Source organism: Rhodococcus sp. B50 (assembly GCF_013602415.1).
Lineage (GTDB): Bacteria > Actinomycetota > Actinomycetes > Mycobacteriales > Mycobacteriaceae > Rhodococcus.
Genome location: NZ_WPAG02000002.1, coordinates 2288311 through 2314791 on the forward strand (window position 1 = coordinate 2288311; position 26481 = coordinate 2314791).

A 26481-nucleotide genomic window follows, 5' to 3' on the forward strand; every position below is an offset into this window, starting at 1 on the left:
CGCTACATGTTCCCGCTCGCGTCGCCAACACGAGACGTGGGACGTAGGACCGGTTAGTTTGTCCTCCTCATTGGGGTGGAGCTTCGAGACGCGCGCCCGATGCGTGCACAAACCATGGAGAACGGTGGCAACGAGTATGTTCAAGCGGATCGCAGTGGTCAATCGCGGTGAGGCGGCCGTACGCCTCATCCGGGCAGTCCGGGAGCTCAACTCCGAGCACGGCTACGACATCAAGACGATCGCTCTGCACACCGACGCCGAACGACGGGCGATGTTCGTCCGTCAGGCCGACGAAGGAGTGACCCTCCGCCCGTCGACCACGGCGGCGACCCCCTACCTCGATCACGCCGAACTCGAGCGCGCACTCCTCGAGGCGAAGGCCGACGCGGTGTGGGTCGGCTGGGGCTTCGTCGCCGAGGACCCCGCCTTCGCCGAGCTGTGCGCCCGCCTCGGTATCACCTTCATCGGCCCCTCGGCCGACGCCATGCGTCTGCTCGGCGACAAGGTCGAGGCGAAGATCCTCGCCGAGAAGGTCGGCGTTCCCGTCGCACCGTGGTCCGGTGGACCGGTCGATTCCCGGGCCGACGCCCGCCGCCACGCGCAGGCCATCGGCTACCCGCTGATCATCAAGGCCCGCTCCGGCGGCGGCGGCCGCGGCATCCGCAAGGTCTACGCCGAGGACGAGCTCGAACTCGCCCTCGAACGCACCCAGGGTGAGGCCGAGCGTTCCTTCGGCGACCCCGTCGTGTTCATCGAGCGTCTCGTCACCGACGCGCGCCACGTCGAGGTCCAGGTCATCGCCGACAAGCACGGCAACGTGTGGGCGCCGGGCGTGCGCGACTGCTCGATCCAGCGCAAGAACCAGAAGGTCATCGAGGAGTCGGCTTCTCCCCTGCTCACCAAGGAGCAGTCCGACCACCTGCGCGCGGTCTCCGCGGATCTCGTCCGCGCGGCCGGATACGCCGGTGCCGGCACCGTCGAGTACCTCTACCAGCCCGACCTGAAGATCTTCACCTTCCTCGAGGTCAACACCCGCCTCCAGGTCGAGCACCCCATCACCGAGGCCACGACCGGCATCGACCTCGTCAAGCTGCAGATCCTCGTCGCCTCCGGCGAGAAGCTGCCCGGCGAGTGCCCCGGCGAGTTCGGGCACGCCGTCGAGGCCCGCCTGAACGCCGAGGACGCCGCCAACGGCTTCGCACCCGCCCCCGGCACCGTGCAGCTGCTGAAGTTCCCGCTCGGGTCCGGCCTGCGCGTCGACACCGGCATCGCGCAGGGCGACGTCATCCCGCCCGACTACGACTCGATGGTCGCCAAGATCATCGCGTGGGGCCGCGACCGCGACGAAGCACTCGCCCGCCTGCGCACCGCTCTGCGCGAGACCACCGTCGTCCTCGACGGCGGCACGACGACCAAGTCGTTCCTGCTCGACCTGCTCGATCGCCCCGAGGTTATCGACGCCTCCGCCGACACCGGCTGGCTCGACCGCACCGGCGCCGGCACCGAGACCGGACCGTCCAAGGTCGCCGACGTCGCACTCATCGCGACTGCTGTCGACGTCTACGACACCGACGAGGCCCGCGAGCGCGCCGCCTTCCTCGCATCGGCCCGCGGTGGTCGCCCGCGCGCCGGCCACGCCGTCGGCCGCAAGGTCGAACTGAGCTACCAGGGGCAGGCCTACGAACTCGTCGTCGGACAGGTCGGTCCGCACCGCTACCGGGTCGACACCGGCACCGCCGAGTTCGACGTCGACGTCGAGCGGCTCGGCGACTACGAGTCGCGCCTGACCCTCGGCGGCCACCGCCACAACGTGGTGTCGATCGCCGGTCCCGCCCACTTCCTCGTCGAGGTCGACGGCATCAGCCACCAGATCAGCCAGGACGAGGCCGGTGTGGTGCGCACACCCGCCCCGGCGGTGGTGGTCGCGGTCCCCGTCGCCGTCGGTGACGAGGTCGAGGCCGGACAGACGCTCGTCGTGCTCGAGTCGATGAAGATGGAGACCGCGGTCCGCGCTCCGTTCGCCGGCAAGGTCCGCGAGATTCTCGCCGTCGTCAATGCACAGGTCGACGCAGGTGCCCCCCTCCTGCGGGTCGACCAGATCGTCGAGGAGGTCGTCACCGAGACCGTCGAGCGCGTGGCGTTCGCCGCACCGGCGCCCTCGCTGAGCGACGACGTCGCCGCCGACGCCCTTGCCCGTCTCGACTCACTGGCCGCGCTGGTCACCGGATACGACGTGTCCGCCAAGCGCACCGCGGCCCTGCTCGCCGAGTACGAGCGGCTCTCCGGGGCCGTCGACTCGTGCGAGATCGTCCGCGCCGAGCTGGCGCTGCTCACGACGTTCGCCGACGTGTGCGAACTGTCGCGCAACCGCCCCACCGAGGACGAGAAGAACAGCGACGACCGGGTGCACAGTCCCCGCGAGTTCTTCCACGGTTACCTGCAGTCGCTGGACGTGGAGGTCGGGGGTCTGCCGGACAGCTTCCGTGCGCGTCTCGCCCGTGCGCTGCGGCACTACGACGTCGTCGAACTCGATCGCACCCCGGATCTCGAGGAGGCCGTCTACCGGTTGTTCCTCGCGCTCGAGCGCATCGAGGCCCACGTTCCCGTGGTCACCTCGCTGCTCGACCGCTGGGTCGAGCGCGACGACACCGAGGTGGGCATCTCCCACGAGCTCAACGAGGTCCTCGACCGTCTGATCGTCGCGACCCAGGTCCGCTTCCCCCTCATCGGTGACGCCGCCCGTAACCTGCGGTACCGCTACTTCGAGGAGCCGGTGATCCGCAAGGCCCGCGAGCAGGTCTACGACGGCGTCCGCGGTTCGCTCGCATACCTCGCCGAGCATCCGCAGGCCGCGGACTACGCACAGCGCATCGAGTCGCTGGTCGCCACCCCCGAACCGCTGATCGATCTTCTCGCACAGCAGATCACGCGCCCCGAGACCGTTCCGGGCCCGCTGCTCGAGGTCATCACCCGACGCGCCTACAAGATCCGCACCCTCGAGGACGTCCGTTCGTGCACGGTCGGCGGACACCAGTTCGTCACCGGCAACTTCGATCTGCGCGGCACGCGTCTGTACCTGATCTCCGCGGAGGCACCGCAGGCCGAGTTCGCCTCGCTTCTCGACGCCGTCGAGGAGTCCGCAGCCTCGGTTCCGGACACGAAGAACCTCGTGATCGACCTCTACCTCGCGTGGGACGATGCTCCGGCCGATGCCGACGCCCAGGCCGACGCGCTGCGCACCGAACTCGCTGCCCGCACGGTGACGGGTGGGGCCCGTCGCGTGACCGTGACGGTCTGCCACACCGACACGGCCGAAGAGCACGTGTTCACCTTCCGCCCTTACGAGACCGGATACGCGGAGGAGACCAACATCCGCGACATCCATCCGCTCACGGGTCAGCGTCTGGATCTGTGGCGCCTGAAGAACTTCGACGGCACCCGCCTGCCTGCCAACCCCGACACCTACCTGTATCACCTGGTGTCGCAGGACAACCCGTCCGACGAGCGGTTCATCGCGCTCGCCGAGGTGCGCGACCTGACCCCGCAGCGCGACGAGTCCGGCAGGATCGTCGGACTGCCGGCCTTCGAACGCGCTCTCGCCGGCTCGCTCGACGGCATGCGGCGCGCCCAGGCGAACCGCGGCGGGCGACGTCTCGACGCGAACCGCGTGGTGCTCTACGTGTGGCCCACCGTCGATCTCGACATGGAGGACCTGCGTCGCATCGGCCGCAATGCGGCCCCGCTGACCGTGGGTGCCGGCCTCGAGGAGATCACGGTCATCGGCTCGTGGCGTGATCGGCACGACGAGCCGGCACGCGAGGTCGCCCTGCGCTTCTCGTACCGGTCCGGTGCCGGCGTCATCGTGCGGGTCACCGAACCGCCGAAGGAGCCGCTGAAGCCGCTCGACGAGTACACCCAGAAGGTCCAGCGGTCGCGTGCCCGCGGCACCGTCTACCCGTACGAGCTGATCCCGCTGCTCACCGGCGGCCAGGGCACCTTCGTCGAGTACGACTTCGACGAGCAGGGCACCCTCGTGCCCGTCGACCGTCCCTACGGCCGCAACACCGCCGGTCTGATCGTCGGCGTCGTCGACACCCCGACCCCGCGTTACCCCGAGGGCATGAAGCGCGTCGCGCTGTTCGGCGATCCCACCAAGGCGCTGGGCACCGTCGCGGAGGCGGAATGCTCCCGCGTGGTCGCCGCGATCGATCTCGCCGAGAGCCTCGGCGCCCCCGTCGAGTGGTTCGCGCTGTCGTCGGGCGCGACGATCTCGATGGGCTCGGGTACCGAGAACATGGACTGGGTGTCGCGCGGGCTGCGTCGCATCATCACGTTCACGCAGAACGGCGGCGAGATCAACGTCGTGGTCACCGGCATCAACGTCGGCGCGCAGCCGTACTGGAACGCCGAGGCGACGATGCTCATGCATACCAAGGGCATCCTCGTGATGACGCCGGACAGTGCCATGGTGCTCACCGGTAAGCAGTCGCTCGACTACTCGGGTGGCGTCTCCGCCGAGGACAACTTCGGTATCGGTGGATACGACCGCGTCATGGGCCCCAACGGCCAGGCGCAGTACTGGGCTCCCAACCTCAGCGCTGCCATCGAGACACTGTTCGCGCACTACGCCCACGCCTATGTCGCGCCGGGCGAGCGCTTCCCGCGCAAGGCCGTGTCCGCCGACCCGGTGGACCGGAACGTGTGCGTGTACCCGCACGTGCATCCGTCCAGCGATTTCACCACCGTCGGTGACATCTTCTCGTCCGAGACCAACCCGGATCGCAAGAAGCCGTTCGACATCCGCACGGTGATGCGCTCCGTGGTCGACCAGGACCATGCCGTGCTCGAGCGGTGGGCCGACATGGCCGACGCCGACACCTCGGTCGTGTTCGACGCGCATCTCGGCGGTATCCCCGTCAGCGTCATCGGTATCGAGTCCCGTGCGATCCCGCGCAAGGGCTGGTTCCCCGCCGACGGACCGGACCAGTGGACGTCCGGCACGCTGTTCCCGAAGTCGTCGAAGAAGACGGCGCGGGCGATCAACGCGGCGAGCGGCAACCGCCCGCTCGTGGTGCTCGCCAACCTGTCGGGCTTCGACGGTTCCCCCGAGTCGCTGCGCAACCTGCAGCTCGAGTACGGCGCCGAGATCGGCCGGGCCATCGTCAACTTCGACGGTCCGATCGTGTTCGTGGTGGTCTCCCGGTACCACGGTGGTGCCTTCGTGGTGTTCTCGGGCGCACTGAACGAGAACATGGAAGTCCTCGCCGTGGAGGGTTCGTTCGCGTCGGTGCTCGGTGGCGCTCCGGCGGCAGCAGTCGTCTTCACCCGCGACGTCAACAAGCGCACCGCGAGCGATCCGCGGGTCGTGGAACTCGAGGCCCAGCTGCGGGCCGCGGAGGACGGCGACAAGGCACGTCTGGGTGTCGAACTCACGGCGCTGCGCACCGCGGTGCGGTCCGAGAAGCTGGGTGAGGTGGCAGCGGAGTTCGAGGCGATCCACAACATCCAGCGCGCGCAGCAGGTCGGCTCGGTGGATGCGATCGTGCCCGCTGTCGAGCTGCGTCCCCAGATCATCGCGGCCGTCGAGCGAGGCATGGCGCGCACGCTCGCGTAACGACCGCACAGACGAGGCGACCCCCATCGGAGAACATCCGGTGGGGGTCGTTTTCTGTCGTGCCGGTCAGTCGTCGTAATCGTCGTTGTGCAGATCGTCGCAACGGTCGTCCCAGTCGTCGTAGAAGTCCTCGACGTGGTCCGGCACCGTGTCGTCCCAGTCCTCGAACCACGCGTCGCACGTCGTGACGTCGATATAGGGGACGTCACTGGGCAGGTCCCCCGGTCCTGCAGCCCGGGCGGTGTCGATGCCCGCCCGAACGGTTCCTTCCGGGCTGCCGGTCGTCATCTCGTCCGCCACGCGGGCGACCGTGAACGACGACGGTTCGGAGGGAGCGGACTCACCCCGGTTCGCCGACAGGAAACCGACGGTGCCGGCCGTCATTGCGACCGCCACAGCGGTCACGGTCCATGCGGTACGACTCATCGCCATGATCGTTCTCCTCGACTCGGTGTTCCGTCCTGATCACCGGCAACTCTGATGCACGACGATGAGGGGGCGATGAGCAGAAGATGACGAAACCTTCATCCGAGGCGCGTACGGATCCACTCGACCAGGGTCCGGGCCACCTCGTGAGGGGATTCCGGGACGAGGGCGTGCCCGCAACCCGGCACGAGGGCCGTGGAGACGAGTTCGCTTCCGAACTCCTCGACGAGCTCACCGCGGGTCTCCGCGGGCCGGAAGACGTCCTCACCGGCCTGCACGTCGAGCAGAGGTGACGGCGCGACCGTCCACCACGATTCCTTGTCGGTCGCGGCCATCGCGGCCCGTTGCGACACGATCGCCTCGGGCCACCAGCCGTCGAGCCACACCGCCGGGTCGTGCCCCTCGGCGAAAAAGACGTCGCGCAGATGCACGAGGCGCTCGTCGTCGGGAAGGGACAGATCGGAACACTTGGCGACACGCTCGGTCAGCGAGGCCGGGAAGCGGCGGGCACCGGCGGCCAGCACGGCGACCCCCCGGACGAGATCGGGCCGGTCGGCGGCCAGCACACGGGCCACGTAGTGCCCGAATGCATGACCGGCCACCACCGCGGGAGCGGCATCGAAGTGCTCGATGACGGCGGCGACATCGCCGGCGAGGTCGTGCAGGTCGAGGTCGGTCATGGGCCCGCGGCTGCGGCCGATACCTCGGGGTTGCGGTCGCAGAGCGGTGAATCCCGCTGCCGCGAGGTCGCTCGCGATCGGATCGAATTCGTAGGAGTCGCGCCCCAGGGAGGGAAGCAGTACTACTGCCGGCCCCTCCCCGTCGACGCCGACCTCGAGGTGCGCTACCGACGTTTCGACAAGATGGATTCGGCTCACGGCGCCATCCTCCCATCCCGCCCCGAGGCGCTTGCACCACAGCGCGGGGCGTATGTGTCAAAAGTCACACACGACTCGAGTGTGAACCGACTTCGGGTCGGGAATACCGGTCGGTTGGTCCCTGAAGCCCCGCGAGGTGACACCGAGTGCCGCCACAGTGCCACACCGGATGTTTACTCAGATCCGACGCCGCCAACTCTATTATGTTGCACACCAACATATTCCGGTGATACATGAACATTTCTTGAACATACACAGTGCATTTCGACGGCATCTGACCCTGCGGTAACACGCTGCGCCAACCATGACATCCTTCGGCAAGCGAGGCGGCCCCCGACACCCGATCGAGCGAACAAGCAGTATGTCGGTACTCGCCAGTAGCACGAAAATATCTCCGAATTCATTTGAGCTCAAACACTTTTCATTACCATCGGCCAGAAACGCATGGTCGGACCCATCGAAATGTTCCAGCTGACAACACAACCACGGTGCTGCATTATTGGTGTCGCAGGGAATCGCGGACATCGAGTCCGCGAGGAGGACACGCCACGGCTCGGGGGAGCCGAACGTGTTCCTCCCGAGAAATCAGGGGAGCAGGGGAACAAGCACGTCGATCCGGCATCGTCGCCGGGTCCGTCGCTGTCCCCTCACAGCGAGGAGATCAGCATGACCAGCACCATCGAACCCACTCCGCAGACCGACGCCGGCGGAAACAAGCTCCGCGGACGCGTCGCCTTCGTCACCGGCGGCACGCGCGGCATCGGTGCGGCGATCAGCCGCAGCCTCGCGAGTCAGGGTGCCACCGTCGCCGCAGGTTACGGACGCAACACCTCGCAGGCCGATCAGTTCCTCGCAGACCTGAACGAGAACGGCCGCAAGGAGGTCCGTTACTCGGTGCACCGTGGTGATGTCGCGAACGCAGACGACTGCCGCCGCACCATCGACGAGGTCATCGACACGCACGGTCGCCTCGACATCCTGGTGAACAACGCCGGCATCACCATCGACCGCACGGTACTGAAGATGCAGGACGAGGACTGGGACACCGTCCTCGGCGTGAACCTCTCGGGCGCGTTCTACCTGGCGCAGGCAGCACTGCGACACATGCTCGAGCGCGGCACCGGGCGCATCGTCAACGTCTCCTCTGTCATCGGCGAGACCGGAAACATCGGCCAGGCCAACTACGCGGCATCGAAGGCCGGTCTGTTCGGCCTCACCAAGACCCTCGCCAAGGAAGCAGCCTTCTATCTGGCCAAGAACGACAAGCTGGATTCGAACGGCATCGGCGTCACCGTCAACACCGTCACCCCGGGCTTCGTCGCCACCGAGATGGTCGAAGCCATCCCCGAGAAGGTGCTCGCGCGCATCACGGACACCATCCCCGTGAAGCGACTCGCCGACCCCCAGGAGATCGCCCGGGTCGTGCACTTCCTCGCTGCAGACGCCTCCTCGTACATCACCGGTCAGGTGTGGGGTGTCAACGGCGGCCTGGACATGTGATCCGGCCTTCCCACCACAACTTCGAATCGAACGGTCCCCTCGCACATGCAGCCCTTCGAGCTCAATCGGCACGGCCGAATCGTCTTTCCCTCCAATTTCATTCCCGAACTCGACTTCTCCACGCTGAGCAGCGTCGAGCATCTCGACGCCGTCATCCGCCGCGACTTCGACACCAAGGCACCCACGGTCTCGGAGATCCTCGCCCGGCACGAACTGGGTAACTACGGTTCGAAGTTCGAGATCATGCGGGACATGGCCCTCAACGTGTTCTGGGCCGATCGTTTCGCCCTGATGATGTTCGAGCGGCGGGTCACCCGCTGGGGCGACGTGCCCCGTAATCGTGACGACGTCTACATGCCCCGCCTGACTCCCTGGCCCGAGGCCGAGGAGCGGCTGGGAGCCGTCGAGGAGGCCTACCGCTCGCTTCCCCGCGCATGGGACAGCACCGCAGAGGATCACATCTTCGATCGGCTCTTCGCGGTCTTCGGCTCTCGTCGTCACTTCGCCGGCGATCTTCCGACCGTCAAACCCACTGTCGCGCAGCTGCTCTCCGATCCGGAGAACATCACCCTCCGTGTCCGGCACTTCGATCCGAACCACCCCGTCTTCGGATACGACGAGATCCTCGACTGCCACGAGGACGTCGCCGAACTCGAGGCACTGAGCCGGTGGTCGATGGTGCTGCACAACCAGCAGCCCTGGGACGGAAACGAACTCGAACTCGTGCGGGTCGCGGACCTGAAGGACGACGACTACGTCGTGGTCTCGCACCCGCGCAATCGCGAGGTGCAGCGGTTCATCAACCGGGCCACCTCCGGGAAGACCCGCAAGGCCACCTCGTTCACGCGGCACGAACCGGTCGCCCCGTCGACGCCCTACCCGGCCGTCGACGTGCGGTCGGAGTTCGCGGTCGCACCGCGCATCGACGCGATCGCGGTGGCTCACGGCGATCAGGTGTGCACCAACGAGGACCTGATCCGCAACACCGCCTACAACTGGTCGCCGATGTCGGCCGACGAGATCACGGCGAAGACCGGGATCGAACAGCGCCGGTACACCTCGGGCACCTTCGAGGAACTTGCCCTGATCGCGGCGAAGCAGGCGGTCGCCCACGCCGGCATCGGCCCGCAGGACATCGGCGCGGTCATCACCTGCACGTGCACGAGCGGCCGGCTGATCCCGTCCCTCGCCACGTGGATCTCGGGTGAACTCGGCATCGGTCAGACCCATGCCTCGTTCGACCTGATCGCGGCGTGCGCGGGTATGCCCTACGGCCTGGCCGAGGCGACCCGCATCCTGCAGCAGGTGAAGCGTCCCGTCCTCGTGGTGTGCGTCGAGAAGTTCTCGGACAAGATCGGCAACGTCCGGCCGTCCCGCATGATCTTCGGTGACGGTGCCGCGGCGATGGTCGTCTCGCCCGCCGCCGAGGGCGAGGCACCCGATCTCGAGTTCTTCAACAGCTACGCGAGCGGTCCGACGAGCGAGGTCAACTCGATCATCTGGCCGAATCCGGACTTCGACAACTTCATCACGGTCTACGGACCCGAGGTGAAGACGCTCGCCGGTCGCTATCTGGCGCAGATGCTCGACGAGATCAAGGCCCTCCCCTCCCCCGACGACGCCGAGCGGTCGCTGCTCGACGACATCGATCTCATCGTTCCCCATCAGGCGAACAAGACGATGGTCATCGAGCTCGCTGCGAACGCAGGACTCTCGGCCGACCGGTTGTACTTCAATATCGAGAAGGTCGGCAACACGTCGTCGGCGAGCATCCCGCTCGCGATCCACGACGCCGTCCGCGACGGAGTGATCACCGAACCGGTGCGCATCTTCGCCCCCGGCTTCGGTGCGGGAGCGGTGGCGGGTTACACCGTCATGCGGATCGACCCGAAGGTGGTCGTGCCGTTCGAGACGACGTACGCCGGCTGACCCGGCGTACGACAAGACATCCGGACCGTCCCCCGGCAGGTCCGGAGAACATCGGTCCGCTCGCGACATCCGGTCGCGAGCGGACCGATCGTCGTCTGTCACACGGCGACGTAACACACGCGACGCGCAATCCGACATTTCGTTCGGATCCGGCACATCGGATCCTGACGAAGTACAGAAAGGCCTCGCGCATGAAGTTCCGCCGCATTGTCGCTGCGACGCTGGGGTGTGTTGCCCTGACGGTCGCCGCACCCTCGACCGCAGGCGCCTTCCCTCTCGTGGACCTGCTCCCGAAGGGCATCGCCGAGCTCGTCCCGAGCGGGTCGTTCAACCCGTTCGCGCCGCCTCCGGCACCTGCCCCGGCTCCCCCCGCCGCGCCCACGCCCCAGGCCGCTCCGGCTCCCCAGGCGGCTCCGGCTCCTCAGGCGGCTCCGGCTCCCCGTCCGGCTCCGGCCGCGCCGAGCGGTGGGTTCAAGAACTGCACCGAGGCGTGGAATGCCGGTGCGGCTCCGGTCCACCGCAACGACCCCGGCTACGCGCCGCGTCTCGACCGCGACAACGACGGGATCGGGTGCGAGCGGGATCCGCGCTGACCACTCCGCGGAACCGCTGACATCGCTTCCTCGCAGACGGGCGAAGGCCCTTCCATCGCTGGGATGGAAGGGCCTTCGTCGTATCGGTGCGAACGTAGGGGACGTTCAGGGTCACATCTAGAGCCACCGTGGCGGAGCGAGTTGGCCTCCGGCAACGCCGACGGCTCCGCGACCGGCCGCCCAGCGGACGATGCCGGCGAGATCCCCCCGCACGGTGTGGGTGGTCTCGGCGTCGTCCTGCACCCGGACGGGTTCGCGTCCGTCGACCTCGAGGGCGATGCCCGCACCGAGGTCCTTCTTGCGCCACATGCCGACGATGTCGTCGAGGAGCGAGTCGAGCACGACGGGCGGGAAATCGCCGAAGCGGCCACCGTTGTCGAGATCGACTGCGTGGATCCACACTTCGCGGGTGCGCATCCAGGCGACCTCCTCGGCCGGGACGAGCCGTCCCTGCGCGGTGCGGACCTCGGACTTCCATGCGGCTTCCGGAAGATGCCGCCACTTCTCGTCGAGACGGGCAACAGTGTGGGAGAACAGGTTCCGCAGAGCGGCGGGATTCAGCGTCGCGCCGTCGGCGATCTCCTGTGCCCGCTGCTCGGTGGACGCGTACATCGGCGTCTCGACCCCGGTCGCCGCCCAGTCCATGAGCCGGCACAGCGCCGCGGCGTTGTATCCGATGTGCGCGACGAGATGTCGGCGCGTCCACCCTTCGAGCAGGGTGGGACCGTCGAGTTCGTCGTCGGTCAGCTCGGCCAGGCGCTGCGACAGGTACGCGGTGCCCCGCCGGGCGATGAGAAGCCGCTCGGAGAGGTCGAGATCGTTGAATCCCACGGTTCGGCTTCTCCTACTTGACGATCGTCTTGTTCCGGACGGTGCCGAGGCCCTCGATGGTGACCTCGCAGACCTCACCGTTCTGGATGTAACGCGCGGGCTTGCGGGCGTGGCCGACACCGCCGGTGGTGCCGGTGATGATGACGTCGCCGGGCTGCAGGGTGACGATGTGCGAGATGTAGTCGACGAGCTTGGCCGGGGTGAACACCAGGTCGTTGGTGTTCGACGACTGCATGACCTCGCCCTCGAGACGGGTCTCGATGCCGGTGCCGAGCTGGTAGTCGGTGTCGAGGACCGGACCGAAACCACTGGTCTTCTCGAAGGTCTTGCCCTGATCCCACTGCAGCGTGCGGTACTGGTAGTCGCGCATCGTGTAGTCGTTGATCACCGAGTAACCGGCGATGTACTCGGCGGCGTCGGCCTCGGAGACCTGGTAGGCCTGCTTGCCGATGACGACGGCGAGTTCGGCTTCCCAGTCCAGCTGAGCTGCTGCGTAGGCAGGCACGACGACGTCGTCGTACGGGCCGGTGAGGGCTTCCTTGAACTTCGAGAACAGGGTCGGGTACTCCGGCAGGTCGCGGCCCATCTCCTTGATGTGGGTCCCGTAGTTCAGGCCGACGCACACGATCTTGCCCGGCGCGGGAACGACAGGTGCGTAATCGGCGTCGGCGAGGTCGACGGTCTTGCCCGAGGCCTGCTCGGCGACCGACTTCCACTCCGGGTTGTCGAGGAGTGCGGACAGGTCGGCGTAACCGTCGATGACGGTGGCGCTGGAGTCGTTGTCGACGCGGACGGCGGCGGTGCCGCCGTCGAGGCGGAGGGTGGCGAGACGCATGAGGTTCAGGCTCCTTCGGAGATGATGGTGCGGTTGAAATGCAGACGTTCGACGATCGGTGCGTCGGAGAAAGCGAAGAGATCGACGCCCTTGTCGGTCTCGAGCGACCACTCGACCCAGGACGGGACGACGATCATGTCGCCCTTGGTGACGTCGTGGCTCTTGTCTGCGAGATGGAAGCGGCCCTCACCGTCGAAGACCTGGAAGACGACGGAACCGACGTCGCGACGGGCGCGGGTGTGCGCTCCGGGGCGCAGGCGGTGGAACTCGGCGCGGATCGTCGGCATGACGTCGCCACCGGTGGTGGGGTTGGTGTAGCGGACGGCGGCGTGACCGGGCTCGGGCGTGGCGGCGTAACCCTCGTCCTCGAGGGCGAGCTGCTCGTTCAGTGCGCGATCGGTGTGCTCCCAGCGGTAGCACGCGATCGGCGAGCTGGTCTTGCGGTCGAGGCCCACGAGCGGGCGCAGACCGGGGTGGACCCACAGCCGCTCGGACCGGGAGATGTCCGGGGTGCCCTCGTCGGTGACACCGTCCGAGCCGAACTCGAAGAAACCGGTGTCGGTGTAGTGCACGAACGGGATGTCGAGGCCGTCGATCCACGCCATCGGCTGCTCGGTCTCGTTGTGGTGGCCGTGGAAATTCCAGCCCGGGGTGAGCAGGAAGTCGCCGCGACGCATAGCGACCGGGTCGCCGTTGACCACGGTCCACACGCCCTCGCCCTCGACGACGAAGCGGAAGGCGTTCTGCGAGTGCCGGTGCTCGGGAGCCGTCTCCTTCGGGCCGAGGTACTGGATTGCCGCCCACAGCGTGGGGGTGACGTACGGGACGCCGCCGAGGCCCGGGTTCGCGAGCGCGATGGCGCGACGCTCTCCGCCGCGGCCGACCGGGACGAGGTCGCCGGCGCGCTGCGCCAACGGATAGAGCGTCGACCACTTCCAGACGAAGGGGACGGCCTTGGACGTCGGGACCATCGGCATCAGGTCGCCGATCTGGGTCCACAACGGGTTGAGGTGTTCGGTCTCGAAGTCGTCGTACAGCTTCTGGAGCTCGGGATCGACAGGCTCGGTGGCAGTCATGAAATCTCCTTGTCCGGCGTTACCTCCAAACTAGGGGCGCCTGAACCGGCGAAGCCATCTATTTCTGCACCGTGGAATTCAAGGCGTCCGGTCCGGCAATATCGGCGACGTCGACCTCGATGCCACGCACCGCCGCCTGCATCTGGGAGACCAGCTTGCCGCGCAGGTGCTGGCGGTAACGGGTGACCGGCACGGCCACCGTGAGGGCACCGATCGCGGTGCCCCGACCGTTGCGGATCGCCACCCCGAGCGCCGCGACGCCCTCCTCCGTCTGTTCGACGTTGACCGCGAAACCCAGCTTGCGTGCCGCTTCGAGTTCGTGCGCGAACTCCTCGAACTCCCCGATCGCCATGCGGCGGTCGGTCTCGTAGGCGGGGCTGGGTCCGTGGCTGATGTGGGGCTCGTCCGCCGGCCGCAGATAGAGCTGTTCGAGCACCGCGCGGGGCAGCTCGGCCAGGAGGATGCGGCCACCCGCCGTGAGCTCGGCGGGTAGCACCTGACCTCGGCGATCACCCACACGCAGGATCGATGCCGTCTCCGCCGTCCACAGGAATCGCGCCTGCGATCCGACCCGGATCACGAGGTTGACGGTCTCGTCGGCGAGCGTCGCGAGCGCTTCCATGTGAGGACGGCAGATGTCGGTGAAGTCTCGCGTCCAGCCCTGCCGGGCCGGGCCGACGCCGAGCGCCGGCCCCGGATGGTACATCCGTTTCTCGTCCTGCACGGCGAAGCCCCGGTAGACGAGCATCGCCAGCAGACGGTGCGCGGTGGACGGCGCGGTCCCGAGTTCTGCAGCCGCATCCTTGAGCCGGAGCGCACCGGCATCGCGGAGCAGCTGGAGCAACCGCAACGCGTTGTCGACCGACTCGAGCATGTACGTCGGCTTACGAATCGTGCCCATCGGCTTGTTCTGCATAGCAGAACTTTATTGCATCGGAGGGTGGCACGCGCCCACCGTTGAGGAATGCATCCCCCCAACGAGACTTCACCGACGCGGGCCGGAGGCAGCATCACCCTCCCCCGGGCCCACGTCATCGCGGTGATCGTCTGCTGGCTCTTCGTCGTGTTCGACGGCTACGACCTCATCGTCTACGGCAACGTGATCTCGAGCCTGCAGGACGAATGGGGCATCAGTTCCTCCACTGCAGGCACACTGGGAAGCCTCGCGTTCGTGGGCATGATGATCGGCGCGGTGCTCGCGGGTCGGCTCTCCGACGCGATCGGCCGCAAGAACGCCGTCATCGGTTGCGTCGTCGTCCTCTCCGTCTTCACGGCGCTGTGCGCGGTGGCTCCCGGACCAGCGATCTTCGGAGCGCTACGTCTCGTCGCCGGCATCGGCCTCGGCGGACTCGTGCCGACTTCGAACGCCCTGGCCGCAGAACTCGTGCCCGACAAGTGGCGCGCCGCGGTCGCGACGATGATGATGTCGGGCGTCCCGATCGGCGGCTCGATCGCCGCGCTCGTGGGAATCCCCGTGATCCCCAACTGGGGCTGGCGGCCCATGTTCGCGTTCGCTCTGATTCCCTTGTTCGTTCTGGTACCGCTCGCGATCAAGGTCCTGCCGAAACACGCCGTACCCAGCACTCATCCGGACAGCTCCGAGGGTGGGTTCAAGGAACTGCTCGGCTCCCGCTTCCGCGCCATCAGCATCATGTTCGCGGCCGTCACCGTCGTGACACTGCTCGCCTGGTACGGCCTCGGCACCTGGTTGCCCAAGCTCATGCAGGGCGAGGGCACCGACCTCGGCAACGCCCTCACGTTCTCCCTCGCCCTGAATCTCGGCGCGGTCGCCGGTTCCTTCATCACCGCTTGGGGCGGCGTGCGATGGGGCTCGGTGCCGACCAGCATCATCGCCGCGCTCATCGCCGGTGTCGCACTGCTGACCCTGCTGCTCGACCCGCCGGTCGCCGCGGTGTATCTGATCTTCGTGCTCGCCGGTGTGGGCACCCACGGCACGCAGGCCCTGATCATCGCCGCGGTCGCGTCCTACTATCCCGATCACCTGCGCGGTACCGCGCTCGGGTGGGCACTCGGCGTCGGACGCATCGGTGCCGTCGCCGCCCCGCAGATCGGTGGCTGGTTGCTCGCCGCCGGCCTCGGTGCCAACTCCAACTTCGTGCTCTTCGGTGTCAGCGCCCTGATCTCGTCGCTGCTGCTGACGGTGATCTGGAAGAAGTTCCCCGCACGTCACGATTCGCTTCGCCCGATCTCCATGCACTGATCGCGGACCCCGTCTCCCCTGCTTCACACCACCCGAAGGAGTGTCATGTCCGACCTGAAGGACGCACGAGTTCTCATTGCCGGCGGCGGCATCGGCGGCGTCGCCAACGCCCTCGCTCTCGCGCAGAAGGGCGCCCAGGTCACGCTGTTCGAGCGCGCTCCCGAGTTCGGCGAGGTGGGCGCGGGCCTTCAGATCGGCCCGCACGGTTCGCGCATCCTGCAGTCACTCGGTGTGTACGACGAGGTCATCGCGAAGGGCGTGCTGCCCAAGAACCTCGTCTTCCGTGATGCCGTGACCGCGGAGATCCTCACCAAGATCGACCTCGGACACGACTACCAGCAGCACTACGGCGGCGTGTACTTCGTAGTACACCGCTCCGATCTGCACTCCGTGCTCGTCGAGGCGGCCCGCAAGGCCGGCGCCGATCTGCGGACGAACTCCACGGTCACCGACGTGGTCACCGAGGGTGACACCGTGCGGGTCGTGCTCGAGAACGGCGAGGAGCACGTCGGCGACGTCGCGCTCGGCATGGACGGGCTGCACTCGCGTCTGCGCCCGAAGCTCTCCGACGACAAGCCCGTCGGCTCGGGTTACGTCGCATTCCGCGGCACCTTCCCGATGAACGAGGTTCCGCTCGAGGAGGAGATCGAGGACGTCGTCGGTTACATCGGCCCTCGCTGCCACTTCATCCAGTACCCGCTGCGTCAGGGCGAGATGCTCAACCAGGTCGCGGTGTTCCAGTCCCCTGCTTTCCTCCGCGGTGAGGAGATGTGGGGCAGCCCCGAGGAACTCGCCCACGCTTACGATCACTGCCACGAGAGCGTGCAGGCCGCACTGAAGTATCTGTGGACCGATCGCTGGTGGCCGATGTTCGACCGCAATCCCATCGACAACTGGGTCGACGGCCGGATGATCCTGCTCGGCGACGCCGCGCATCCGCCGCTGCAGTATCTCGCCTCCGGTGCCGTCATGGCACTCGAGGACGCACGATGCCTCGCCGACTACGCCGCCGAGGATCTGCAGGGCGACACGAAGAACTGGCCGAAGATCCTCCAGGACGTCAACGCCGAACGCGCACCGCGCTGCAACCGCATCCTCACCACCGGACGCATGTGGGGCGATCTGTGGCATCTCGACGGTGCCGGTCGCGAGGCCCGCAACGAGCTGTTCCGCATCCGCGACACCTCGAGCTACAAGTACACCGACTGGCTCTGGGGATACAGTTCGGCCCGCACCCGCTGAGCAGTTCGTCCCGTTCCCTCCGAATGCCGTCTCCGATCCCACCGATCGGGGACGGCATTCGCCGTATATGCGGAGTTCCTACCGCGTCGAGGGGTATCGAGAGAGCCGTGACCAGCACATACTGAGAATATGGCCGCGGCACGGCAGGCAGGGGCGCTTCGTGACGAGGTGCGGGACGTCGCGCTCGGAACCGCTGAACCCACCGAGTTCCGGCGCGCCGCCCTCGACGCCATCCGCCGGCGCATCCCCTTCGACATCGGCTGCATCGCCCTCGTCGATCCGGCGAGCATGATGTTCACGGGCGTAACCATGCTCGATGCCGACGACCCCTCCGGTCGCGCTGCCGAGACGGTGGCGCACATCGAATACGGCACGTCGTGTTTCGCGAACACCTACGGCAGGCTCGCCCGGACACGAACCGGTGTCCAGACGATCCGCGAGGCCCTCGACTGCGACATCCGCGATGCCCTGCCCTACAACGAAATCCTCGAACCTCAGGGAATGGACGACGAAGTGCGACTCGTCTTCCGGGGTCGCGACGGCCGCGTCTGGGGCGGAGGCACTCTCATGCGCGGTCCCGGCCGTCGCTTCGACGCCGAGGAGGTGGCGACGCTCGCGGGATGCGTGAGCGAGATCGGTGACGGACTCCGGTTGTCGCTGTTGCGCGGATCCCCTCTACTCGCATCCGACGAATCACTTGCCGGTTCCGGACCGGCGGTCGTGGTCGTGGGAGCGGACAACGAGATCGAATCGGCCACTCCCCAGGCGACGGAGTATCTCGAGCGTCTCGGCTACGAAGGTTCCTTCATGCTCCCCGCCGTGGTGATCGCTGTTCGATTCCGATACGAGGGCACCGCAGCGCGTGCTGTACGTGCCCGCACGCAGGACGGTCAGTGGCTCGTCCTCCGGGCCGGGTCGCTGGACGGCCGAGGAGAATCGGCCCGGATCGTCGTCGCCATCGAACCCGCACAACCTGCTCAGCTCGTGGCCCTCACGGCCGCGCTCCACGGCCTCACCGAGCGGGAGACCGATGTCCTCGCGCGCGTTCTCGCGGGAGAGTCACGCACCGAGATCGCACGTGGACTGTTCATCAGTCCGTACACCGTGCAGGACCATCTGAAGAGCATCTATGCGAAGACCGGTGTGGGCAGCCGTCAGGAACTCGTCGCACGGTTGTTCTTCACCCACTGCCTGCCCCGGATCGGTACGACGGTCGGACCGGATGGGTGGTTCGTCGAGAAGCCGGCCCCCGAGGACGTCCGGGTCGGTGCGCAGCGGAAGAGGTGAAAACGTGGCACGCATCCTGATCGTCACGTTGGAGGGTGGCGGGAACTACCCGCCCGAAGCAGCGCTCGGACGCGAGTTGCATCGCCGCGGCCACCACGTGCGGGTTCTCGGCCACGAGTCGCAGCGGAAAGTCGCGGAGGACGCCGGTCTCGTCTTCTGCAGCTATCGTCACTCACCGCCCTGGACCCCGCACGTCGAGCTGAGCACTGCGAAGGTGCTGACCATGGCCCTCGCCATGACGACGGACGCCGCGGTCGCCCGGGACGTGCACGACGAGATCACCAGGGAACCGACCGATCTGGTGATCGTCGACTGCATGTTGTTCAACGCCCAGGACGCGGCGGCGCGCACCGGAGTGCCGCACGTAGTGCTGTTCCACACCTTCTTCTCCGCATTCGACGGTTCGTTCCGTCACGGGCCGTTCGGGATCGGCGCGCGTCTGCGCGGCCTGGGTCCGAAGCGGCTGTGGGAGCAGGCCGACATGCGGTTGGTGTGCTCGGATCGGGTGCTCGACCCGGCCGGGCGACGGCACACGAACGGTTCGCTGATCTGGACGGGTGCGATCCACGACGCGAAGGCCGCCGCGGTCGGACGAACACCGCCGCGAGTACTCGTCAGCCTGAGCACGGCGGGTTTCCCGGGCCAGCGCCGTACCTACCAGAGCATCTTCGATGCGGCGGCCGAGATGGACGCCGAGTTCGTCGTCACCACCGGACCTGCGATCGATCCCACCGGATTGCGCGTACCGCCCAATGCGGCCGTCCGCCGGTACGTTCCGCACCACGAGTTGATGCCGACCTGCTCGGTGGTCGTGGGGCACGGCGGGCATGCGACGGCCTTCCGGGCACTGGCCCACGGTCTTCCGATGCTGATCATGCCCATGTCCGCAGTGACGGATCAGGCGATGATCGGTCGCGAGGTGGCGAAGGCCGGTGCGGGCATCCGCCTCCGGAAGACCGCGTCGCCCGAGCAGGTGCGCGCTGCCTTGAACAGTCTGCTGACCGAGGACGGGTATCGCACGGCGGCAGGGGAACTCGGTGTTCGGCTCCGGGGTGTCGACGGGGCATCGGCAGCGGCCGATCGAGTTCTGACGCTCGTCGACCACCGACGAACAGACCACTGACGAGTGCACGCGAAGCGACCGGCACCCCCCCTGACAGGTGCCGGTCGGGACTTCACGTCACCCTTCGTCCGCATCCCCCTCCTCCAGGAGCTGTTTCGCGTGTTCGAGGTTGTTCCGCACATCGCGTGCGTACAGTTTCTCCACCACGGGCTGAGTGAATTTGCCGAAGAAGCTCCCGACGTCCTCGGTGTCCTGGTGGAAGGTGACGCGGGTTCCCGTCTCCACCGGATCGAAGCGATAGACGGTCTCGTACCGGATCGGACTCTTCACGCTGCGGCGGTGCTGGGCTCTGCCGGGCTCGACCCGAGCCAGTTCCTCGGTGAGTTCGATTTTCCGTCCGGCGACCTTGACGATGGCACGCGCGAGCGATCCCTCCTTGCCGCCTTCACCCGAGACCAGCTCGTAGTCCATCACATTCGCCATGTACACCGGAGCGCTCTCCGGGTCGGCGAAGAAGGCGAAGACCTCGTCGACAGGTTTGTCGATGACGACGGATTCCTCGGTTACGGGCATGACATTCCTCCGTTCGGATTGATTTCGCACTGAACGATTCCTGTGTCTCCGCAGGATTTCTCACGGGCATCGCGATCAGGACGCCTGACGCGGAACCATCCCTTCGAGGGCGATGTCGTATTCCTGTGCCTGCTCGTCGAATCCGACGCTGTAGACGGTGGGATAGTAGGCCGAGTGCTGATAGGCGGCCGGCAACTTGATCTGTTCGCGGATCGCCGGACGTGTGAGCAGCCACTCCCGTGTCATCATCGGTTCCATGAATGTGTAGTCGCCGTCCCACGATCCGTTGATGAAGGTCTCGGTGAAGTTGTAGACGCCGGGGACCATTCCCTCCGTGACGTCGAGCCAGTGCACACCCATGAGCGGCACCGCCAACTGGGAGGCAAGCATGCCCGGCGGGGTCACGTAATCGACAGGCATGTACTTCGGGTCCGGAAGCCGTGCCGCGCGGTCGGCGTAATCGGGTGCGGCAGGGTCGATCCGTTCGATCGACGCCATGTCGGTCATGTAGAAGTGCACGTCGAAATGCGGCTTGCCGAACAGCACGGTCGGGTCGTGTCCACGCGGATTCCAGTTCAACATGACGTGGTCGAACACCGTGTCGGACGCCTGAACGGGCAGGTGCAGCATGTACATCCCGTCGGCATCGGGCAGTCCGTCGAGGACAGTCGGCGAGAGACGGATGCCGACGGCAGTCGGAGCGCCGTTCGCGTCGAGGGTGGCATACGCACGCGCAGTTCCGTCGCCGACACTCACGGCCCGACCGAAATGCAGGTGGGCAGGAGCTGGCACCGCCGAGGCCACGCCCGCCATCGCCACGGCGAGGCAGGTCGCCACGAGCAGAGCAATGGAACGACGTGATCGATATTTCTTCATGGTGATATCCGATCGACGAGGGTTCTCGATGAACCCCTCTCTTCCGTGAATTCAGTGTCGGCCGGGGTCGGGTGCCTCGACCATCCCTCACTCGGGGGATTTCGCGAGTGTTCCGGTCAGAACTGCTTCGAACAGTGCCGGTTCCCCTACCCGGATCGTGCTTGTCGGCGAGCCGTCGCGGCATATACTCGCCGAACTGCAGACGGACACCACGATCCGCGGAGAACGGGGAGCGGCCCTTGAGTATTCGCAACCTTCGCGTCGCGGTGGTCGGTGGGGGCATCATCGGTGCCGCGACCGCTCGGCAACTCGCCCTCTCGGACGCCGACGTCACTCTGTTCGAGAAGGAGGACCGGCTCGCCGCGCATCAGACGGGGCACAACAGCGGCGTCGTGCACGCCGGCCTCTACTACACGCCCGGAAGCCTCAAGGCCCGGTTGTGCAGGCGCGGAGTGGAGTTGTTACAGACGTTCACCACGGACAAGGGTCTGCCCTACGACGAGTGCGGCAAACTCGTCGTCGCCCTCGACGAATCGGAACTCGGCCGACTCGACGCGATCTTCTCGCGGGCCACGGCGAACGGGGTCCCCGGCATCAGACGTATCGGCGACGACGAGATCACGGCGATCGAACCGCACGCCGTCGGGATCGCAGCCCTGCACTCCCCACACACGGCGATCATCGATTTCGTCGCCGTCACCCGCGCGCTCGCGGACGACGTCGCGGCCGCAGGGGGCACGGTGCGGACCGGCACCACCGTGACGGCGATCCGCGAGACGGGTGAGCAGGTCGTCGTCGACATCCCGGACGATCAACTGGCCTTCGACCTGGTGATCACGTGCGCGGGACTGCAGTCCGACCGCCTCGCCCACACCTCCGGTGACACCCGCGACCCGCGGATCGTCCCATTCCTCGGCGACTATCTGTTGCTCGAGCCCGACGCGGCGGCGAAGGTGCGCGGGTTGATCTATCCGGTGCCCGATCCTCGCTATCCGTTCCTCGGAGTACACCTCACCCGCCGGATCGACGGCGAGGTGATGGTGGGGCCGAACGCCTTCCTCTCCCCCGGTCGCGAGGCCTATCGCGGCGAGCGCGGATCGTGGCGGGATCTGCGCGATGCCGTCGCTTGGCCCGGTTTCTGGCGGTTCGCTGCTCACAATCTCCCCGCAGCGGGTCGTGAACTACGCACGGCGAGCAGCACTCGGCGGTTCGTCGCCGACGCGGCCGCATACATGCCCGGGTTGACCGTCGACGACGTGCGGCCGGGACCGCGCGGCATCCGCGCCCAAGCGATGAACTCCGACGGCGGCCTCGAGGACGACTTCGTCGTCACCGGCCACGGCCGGGTCGTGCACCTGCGCAACGCTCCGTCGCCCGGTGCCACCTCGTCGATGGCGATCGCCGAGTATCTCGTCGACCGCGCGCTCGAACGTATCGGCTGATCACGCGGTTCACGGAGTACGTCACGGTTCGCGGTGGCCGGTTCGGGGCATGCTGCACGGGAACCACGTCATCGTCAGGAGGTCTCCATGGCACGAATCGCACTCTTCGGAGGACACGGCAAGGTCGCACTCCATCTCGAGCGACTGCTGGCCGATGCCGGTCACGAGACCAGTGCGTTCATCCGCAATCCCGATCACGCCGACGATGTGCGGGCTGCCGGTGGCACACCGGTCGTGGCCGACGTCGAGAAGATGGACATCGCCGAGATCACCGAACTGCTGCGCGGTCACGACGCAGTGGTCTGGTCTGCGGGCGCGGGCGGCGGGAATCCCGAACGCACCTACGCGGTGGACCGGGACGCAGCGATCGCATCGATGACCGCCGCGCAGGAGGCCGGGGTGCGCCGGTACGTGATGGTGTCGTATTTCGGAGCCCGCCCGGACCACGGCGTCCCCGAGGACAACAGCTTCTACGCCTATGCCGAGGCCAAGTCGGCCGCGGACACGCATCTGCGGGGCACCGACCTCGACTGGACGATTCTCGGCCCGAGCGCGCTGACCCTCGATCCGCCTACGGGACGCATCGAGATCGAAGGGCACGGGGCGAGCGACAAGGGGCAGGTCTCGCGCGCCGACGTCGCGGCCGTCGCCGCAGCCGTGCTCGAACGGCCGGAGACGGCGGGCCGCACCATCGAGTTCAACAACGGTGACGTCCCGATCGACGAGGCACTCGACGCGCTGCGGTAGTCCCCCCGTGACAGCAGTCCGCCCCCGGTAGCAGGGGACAACCGGGGGCGGACGCTCGAGCGAGATAACCGCTCAGACCTGCGGAGCCAGTTCTTCCACGCGCAGCGGCGAGGTGTCCGCGGCGGCCGCGATGGCCTCCTCGAACTGCCGGCGGTCGACCTGCGAGCCGAGGACCAGCGCGAGTCGCACCAGGAAGCCCTCGCGGTCGTCCTCGGCGGCCTGGTCCAGAGCCGTCGACAGACCGAGCCACACGTTCTCACGACGCTGGTCGTCCTCGGTGACCTGCTCGGCGGGGCGGGCCGGGAGTTCGGCGCCGGCCGGCGCGACTCCGGAGCTCAGGGACGCCGCGACACCGCCCAGGTCCGCGACCTGCACGCGGCACAGCAGCAGTCCGTCGGGACGGATCACGAAGGCCTCGCCGACCGTCGCACCGAGTGCGTCGACGAGCTCGGGTGCGTCGAGGAGCGTCACGCCGTCCACCGCAGCGCTCTCGATGGCCAGGGCACGGACGCTCTCGGGTGCGAGCGCGTGCGCCAGTTCGCTCGTGGCGGTGGCGAGAGCGGCCGCGCCTGCTTCGTCGAGGCCCACACCGAGCACGGCGAATCCGGTTCCGCGCGCCTTGTTCAGCGACGTCTCCTCGCCCGCGATGCGGATCCGGCGGTCCTCGACGGGATCGCCCGGCAGCACGCCCTCGGTTCCGGGAGCGACCGACCAGGTCAGCGGCGACAGACGGGCGTGGGTGGCGCTGGACTGACGGGGGTTGATCAGGTGCCCGAACTCGGGGCGCCCCACCGCGAGCGCGAGGATCGCGTCGCGTGTGGTGCGGTAGCCGTGACTGCCGGGGCTCATGATGAGCGTGGACTTGCCGGCATTGGCGACGTTCTGCTCCCACGCGTTGTGACGTTCGAACGAGTAGGCCTGCAGCAGTGCGGGTTCGGCGTTGCCGTTCACGACTGCGGCGAGCTGCCACGCGAGGGTCTCGGCGTCCTCCATGCCCGAGTTGAGGCCGCGCACACCGAAGATCGGCACGAGATGCGCTGCGTCACCGGCGAAGAGCAGGCGGTCGTGGGTGAACTCGTCGAGGGCGAGCGCGCGGGCGCTGTAGAAGCCCTTCCACTCCAGGGTCCACGGCAGGTCGTTCTGCAGCCAGTCGAGATGCTTGGCGATCCGGGCGCGGATCGCGTCCTCCTGCGTCTCGATCTCGGCGTCCTCGGAGGGATCGAGCTGGTAGTCGATGCGCCAGATGTTGCCGGGCTGCTTGTGCATGATGATCGTCGAGCCGGGGTTGCTCGGCGGGTCGAACCAGACCATGCGCTCCGCGGGGAGATCGGACTCCCAGTGGATGTCGGCGATGACGTAGCGACCCTCGTAGCTGGTGCCCTGCAACCGCAGTCCCGCGAGTTCGCGCATGCGGCTACGGCCGCCGTCGGCGGCGACGACCCACCGCGCCCGCAGGTGGCGCTTGCCGGCAACGGTGTCGACCTCCAGGGTGACCTCGTCCTCGCCGCGCAGGATCCCGGCGATCGGCGCCTTCCAGTGCAGCGTGATGAGGGGGTTCTGCTCGATGGTGTCGACCATGATCTGCTCGAACTCCGACTGGGAGACGTTGATCATGGGTGGGCGGACGTCGAAATCACGCTGCGGCATCTGGAAGTGCAGAACCTGCCGGTCGCGGTAGAAGCTGCGGCCACCGACCCACGGCAGCACGATCTTCTCGAGTTCCTCACCGAAGCCGAGTCGTGCGGCGGCCTCGAGGCTGTGTCGGGAGATGCAGATGGCACGCGAGCCGAAGGACACCTGGTCGGCGGCTTCGAGGATCGTGACGGGCACACCGCGCTGGGCCAGGCCGAGGGCGACGGCCATGCCGACCGGACCAGCACCGACCACGACGACGGGCAGCGTCTCGTCGGCCGGGGTCATCGAGTCGAACTCCGACGCGGAGTACTTGGGCGGCTGGTAGTAGGTCGACATGGTCAGACACCTTCCTCGGAAGAACGACGGGAGTCGGTGAAGTCCGCGTGCCCGGCGGAGGGCACTCGGAGCAGCAGGATGCTCATGAGGCTGATGAGCGCGATCAGCACGAAGTAGCCGGTGATGGACAGAGAGGTGCCGGTCGCGGCGAACAGGGAGGTCGCGACCATCGGTGCGAGACCGCCGCCGAGGATCGCGCCGACCTGGTAGCCCAGGGACGCACCGCTGTAGCGGATCTTGGCCGGGAACAGTTCGGCGAACAGGGCCGACTGCGGGCCGGCACAGCAGCCGAGGGTGAACCCGAGGCCGACCATCGCGACGAGCATGACCGGCAGGATCGCGGTGTCCATCAGGGGGAAGAACAGGGCGGCCGCAACGACCAGTGCCGCAGACGACTTGATGTAGATGTTGCGGCGTCCTACGAGATCGGAACGCCACGCGGCAAAGGCCATGCCGGCCATCCAGAACGGGCACGAGGCGATCAGCAGCGTGAGCATCGTGGTCTTGCTGAAACCGAGCGTGGCCTCGCCGTACTTGAGGACGTAGACCATGTAGGCGTAGGCGATGCCGTTGGTGGCGATGAAGGTGCCGCCGGCGAGCAGCACGGTCTTCCAGTGCTGGGTCAGCACCTCGAGGATCGGCAGTTTCTCCTCGGTCGCGGGTGCGTCCTTGGCGGCCTTGAACTCCGCGCTCTCCTCGAGACCCAGGCGGATCCACATGGCGACGAAGACGAGTACCGCCGAGGCGAGGAACGGGACGCGCCAGCCCCAGGCGTTGAACGTCTCCTCGCTGAGGAAGGCGGTCAGCGGCAGGTAGACGAGGTTCGCGAGCAGCACACCGGCCGGCACACCGATCTGCGGCGCCGCACCGTAGAGGCCGCGCTTTCCGGCCGGGGCGTTCTCGGTGGCGACGAGCACCGCTCCGCCCCACTCACCGCCGACACCGAGACCCTGGATGAAACGCAGGGCGACGAGCAGGATCGGTGCCGCCACGCCGATAGCCGCGTAGTTCGGGAGCAGACCGATCGCCACGGTCGCGAAGCCCATCAGCAGCAGCGAGACGACGAGCATGGACTTACGGCCGATGCGGTCACCGAAGTGACCCATCACGACGCCGCCGATGGGGCGTGCGATGAACCCGACCGCGAGCGTGGCGAAGGCCGCCAGCGTTCCGGCCACGTCGGACGAACCGGGGAAGAACTGCGGGCCGAGCACGAGTGCCGCTGCCGTGCCGTAGATGAAGAAGTCGTACCACTCGATGGCAGTGCCGACGAAACTGCCGAGCGCGGCTTTGCGTGCGGCTCTTGTCGACGACTGCGGCGTCGAGTCAAGGACGGTCATGTTCGTGCCCTCTCCGGCGGTCGATCCGAGGCATCCG

At 67.4% G+C, this 26481-nt stretch carries 20 protein-coding genes; 10 read left to right on the top strand and 10 right to left on the bottom strand.

The window, feature by feature from the left end; translation table 11 throughout:
• Positions 1–136 precede the first annotated feature (136 nt).
• A complete protein-coding gene (locus tag GON09_RS10750; RefSeq protein WP_213934400.1) occupies positions 137–5614 on the top strand; it encodes an ATP-binding protein in 5478 nt (1825 codons plus the stop codon).
• A 66-nt stretch (positions 5615–5680) separates the two neighbouring features.
• On the opposite strand, the gene GON09_RS10755 is transcribed toward GON09_RS10750, so the two are convergent.
• Both GON09_RS10755 and GON09_RS10760 read right to left on the bottom strand, forming a co-directional pair.
• Positions 5681–6040 carry a hypothetical protein gene (locus GON09_RS10755; RefSeq protein ID WP_213931786.1) on the bottom strand — a complete coding sequence of 120 codons (360 nt, stop codon included), beginning with the start codon at positions 6038–6040 and terminating at the stop codon, positions 5681–5683.
• 98 nt (positions 6041–6138) lie between these two features.
• Complete coding sequence (locus GON09_RS10760) at positions 6139–6918, bottom strand: alpha/beta fold hydrolase (RefSeq protein WP_213931787.1); 780 nt, start codon at positions 6916–6918, stop codon at positions 6139–6141.
• 666 nt (positions 6919–7584) lie between these two features.
• Here GON09_RS10760 and GON09_RS10765 point away from each other — a divergent pair.
• From GON09_RS10765 to GON09_RS10775, 3 genes are all read left to right on the top strand, one after another.
• Positions 7585–8418, top strand: coding sequence for a 3-oxoacyl-ACP reductase family protein (locus tag GON09_RS10765; RefSeq protein WP_213931788.1), 834 nt, complete (start codon positions 7585–7587; stop codon positions 8416–8418).
• A 45-nt stretch (positions 8419–8463) separates the two neighbouring features.
• The gene (locus tag GON09_RS10770) at positions 8464–10347 is read left to right on the top strand and encodes a ketoacyl-ACP synthase III (RefSeq protein ID WP_213931789.1); all 1884 of its coding nucleotides are present in this window, start codon (positions 8464–8466) and stop codon (positions 10345–10347) included.
• A gap of 191 nt (positions 10348–10538) precedes the next feature.
• Positions 10539–10940 (top strand): excalibur calcium-binding domain-containing protein, encoded by a 402-nt coding sequence (locus GON09_RS10775; protein ID WP_213931790.1) that lies wholly within the window; start codon positions 10539–10541, stop codon positions 10938–10940.
• Between the two features lie 117 nt (positions 10941–11057).
• On the opposite strand, the gene GON09_RS10780 is transcribed toward GON09_RS10775, so the two are convergent.
• From GON09_RS10780 to GON09_RS10795, 4 genes are read right to left on the bottom strand one after another with little or no spacing between them, the layout of a single operon-like run.
• On the bottom strand, positions 11058–11771 hold the full coding sequence (locus GON09_RS10780; RefSeq protein WP_213931791.1) for a maleylpyruvate isomerase family mycothiol-dependent enzyme: 714 nt from the start codon (positions 11769–11771) through the stop codon (positions 11058–11060).
• A 13-nt stretch (positions 11772–11784) separates the two neighbouring features.
• Positions 11785–12606, bottom strand: a complete 822-nt coding sequence (locus GON09_RS10785) for a fumarylacetoacetate hydrolase family protein (RefSeq protein WP_213931792.1) — start codon at positions 12604–12606, stop codon at positions 11785–11787.
• A gap of 5 nt (positions 12607–12611) precedes the next feature.
• Positions 12612–13682, bottom strand: a complete 1071-nt coding sequence (locus GON09_RS10790; RefSeq protein ID WP_213931793.1) for a cupin domain-containing protein — start codon at positions 13680–13682, stop codon at positions 12612–12614.
• 58 nt (positions 13683–13740) lie between these two features.
• On the bottom strand, positions 13741–14598 hold the full coding sequence (locus GON09_RS10795) for an IclR family transcriptional regulator (RefSeq protein WP_213931794.1): 858 nt from the start codon (positions 14596–14598) through the stop codon (positions 13741–13743).
• A gap of 48 nt (positions 14599–14646) precedes the next feature.
• On the opposite strand from GON09_RS10795, the gene GON09_RS10800 reads away from it, so the two are divergent.
• The 4 genes from GON09_RS10800 to GON09_RS10815 all read left to right on the top strand — a co-directional run bounded on the left by GON09_RS10800 (position 14647) and on the right by GON09_RS10815 (position 19555).
• A complete protein-coding gene (locus GON09_RS10800; RefSeq protein WP_244865484.1) occupies positions 14647–15903 on the top strand; it encodes an MFS transporter in 1257 nt (418 codons plus the stop codon).
• A 45-nt stretch (positions 15904–15948) separates the two neighbouring features.
• The gene (locus tag GON09_RS10805; RefSeq protein WP_213931795.1) at positions 15949–17145 is read left to right on the top strand and encodes an FAD-dependent monooxygenase; all 1197 of its coding nucleotides are present in this window, start codon (positions 15949–15951) and stop codon (positions 17143–17145) included.
• Between the two features lie 129 nt (positions 17146–17274).
• On the top strand, positions 17275–18432 hold the full coding sequence (locus GON09_RS10810) for a helix-turn-helix transcriptional regulator (protein WP_213931796.1): 1158 nt from the start codon (positions 17275–17277) through the stop codon (positions 18430–18432).
• Between the two features lie 4 nt (positions 18433–18436).
• Positions 18437–19555, top strand: a complete 1119-nt coding sequence (locus tag GON09_RS10815) for a glycosyltransferase (RefSeq protein WP_213931797.1) — start codon at positions 18437–18439, stop codon at positions 19553–19555.
• 57 nt (positions 19556–19612) lie between these two features.
• Here the strand turns inward: GON09_RS10815 and GON09_RS10820 are convergent, their stop codons facing one another.
• Positions 19613–20068: an SRPBCC family protein gene (locus GON09_RS10820; protein ID WP_213931798.1), complete on the bottom strand. Its 456-nt coding sequence runs from the start codon at positions 20066–20068 to the stop codon at positions 19613–19615.
• A 75-nt stretch (positions 20069–20143) separates the two neighbouring features.
• On the bottom strand, positions 20144–20944 hold the full coding sequence (locus GON09_RS10825) for a DUF5602 domain-containing protein (protein WP_213931799.1): 801 nt from the start codon (positions 20942–20944) through the stop codon (positions 20144–20146).
• Between the two features lie 245 nt (positions 20945–21189).
• On the opposite strand from GON09_RS10825, the gene lhgO reads away from it, so the two are divergent.
• A complete protein-coding gene (gene lhgO / locus GON09_RS10830) occupies positions 21190–22386 on the top strand; it encodes an L-2-hydroxyglutarate oxidase (protein ID WP_213934402.1) in 1197 nt (398 codons plus the stop codon).
• A gap of 87 nt (positions 22387–22473) precedes the next feature.
• On the top strand, positions 22474–23133 hold the full coding sequence (locus tag GON09_RS10835) for an SDR family oxidoreductase (RefSeq protein WP_213931800.1): 660 nt from the start codon (positions 22474–22476) through the stop codon (positions 23131–23133).
• 72 nt (positions 23134–23205) lie between these two features.
• On the opposite strand, the gene GON09_RS10840 is transcribed toward GON09_RS10835, so the two are convergent.
• Positions 23206–25104 carry an FAD-dependent monooxygenase gene (locus GON09_RS10840; RefSeq protein WP_213931801.1) on the bottom strand — a complete coding sequence of 633 codons (1899 nt, stop codon included), beginning with the start codon at positions 25102–25104 and terminating at the stop codon, positions 23206–23208.
• Positions 25105–25106: 2 nt separating this feature from the next.
• Positions 25107–26444 carry an MFS transporter gene (locus tag GON09_RS10845; protein WP_213931802.1) on the bottom strand — a complete coding sequence of 446 codons (1338 nt, stop codon included), beginning with the start codon at positions 26442–26444 and terminating at the stop codon, positions 25107–25109.
• Positions 26445–26481 lie beyond the last annotated feature (37 nt).

Bases quoted from the DNA above. Each gene is read 5' to 3' on its own strand.
- GON09_RS10785 (WP_213931792.1), bottom strand. From the start codon at position 12,606: ATGCGTCTCGCCACCCTCCGCCTCGACGGCGGCACCGCCGCCGTCCGC.
- GON09_RS10825 (WP_213931799.1), bottom strand. From the start codon at position 20,944: ATGAAGAAATATCGATCACGTCGTTCCATTGCTCTGCTCGTGGCGACC.
- GON09_RS10775 (WP_213931790.1), top strand. From the start codon at position 10,539: ATGAAGTTCCGCCGCATTGTCGCTGCGACGCTGGGGTGTGTTGCCCTG.
- GON09_RS10845 (WP_213931802.1), bottom strand. From the start codon at position 26,444: ATGACCGTCCTTGACTCGACGCCGCAGTCGTCGACAAGAGCCGCACGC.
- GON09_RS10835 (WP_213931800.1), top strand. From the start codon at position 22,474: ATGGCACGAATCGCACTCTTCGGAGGACACGGCAAGGTCGCACTCCAT.
- GON09_RS10800 (WP_244865484.1), top strand. From the start codon at position 14,647: ATGCATCCCCCCAACGAGACTTCACCGACGCGGGCCGGAGGCAGCATC.
- GON09_RS10795 (WP_213931794.1), bottom strand. From the start codon at position 14,598: ATGCAGAACAAGCCGATGGGCACGATTCGTAAGCCGACGTACATGCTC.
- GON09_RS10770 (WP_213931789.1), top strand. From the start codon at position 8,464: ATGCAGCCCTTCGAGCTCAATCGGCACGGCCGAATCGTCTTTCCCTCC.
- GON09_RS10840 (WP_213931801.1), bottom strand. From the start codon at position 25,104: ATGTCGACCTACTACCAGCCGCCCAAGTACTCCGCGTCGGAGTTCGAC.
- GON09_RS10750 (WP_213934400.1), top strand. From the start codon at position 137: ATGTTCAAGCGGATCGCAGTGGTCAATCGCGGTGAGGCGGCCGTACGC.
- GON09_RS10755 (WP_213931786.1), bottom strand. From the start codon at position 6,040: ATGAGTCGTACCGCATGGACCGTGACCGCTGTGGCGGTCGCAATGACG.
- GON09_RS10820 (WP_213931798.1), bottom strand. From the start codon at position 20,068: ATGCCCGTAACCGAGGAATCCGTCGTCATCGACAAACCTGTCGACGAG.
- GON09_RS10810 (WP_213931796.1), top strand. From the start codon at position 17,275: ATGGCCGCGGCACGGCAGGCAGGGGCGCTTCGTGACGAGGTGCGGGAC.
- GON09_RS10765 (WP_213931788.1), top strand. From the start codon at position 7,585: ATGACCAGCACCATCGAACCCACTCCGCAGACCGACGCCGGCGGAAAC.
- GON09_RS10790 (WP_213931793.1), bottom strand. From the start codon at position 13,682: ATGACTGCCACCGAGCCTGTCGATCCCGAGCTCCAGAAGCTGTACGAC.
- GON09_RS10805 (WP_213931795.1), top strand. From the start codon at position 15,949: ATGTCCGACCTGAAGGACGCACGAGTTCTCATTGCCGGCGGCGGCATC.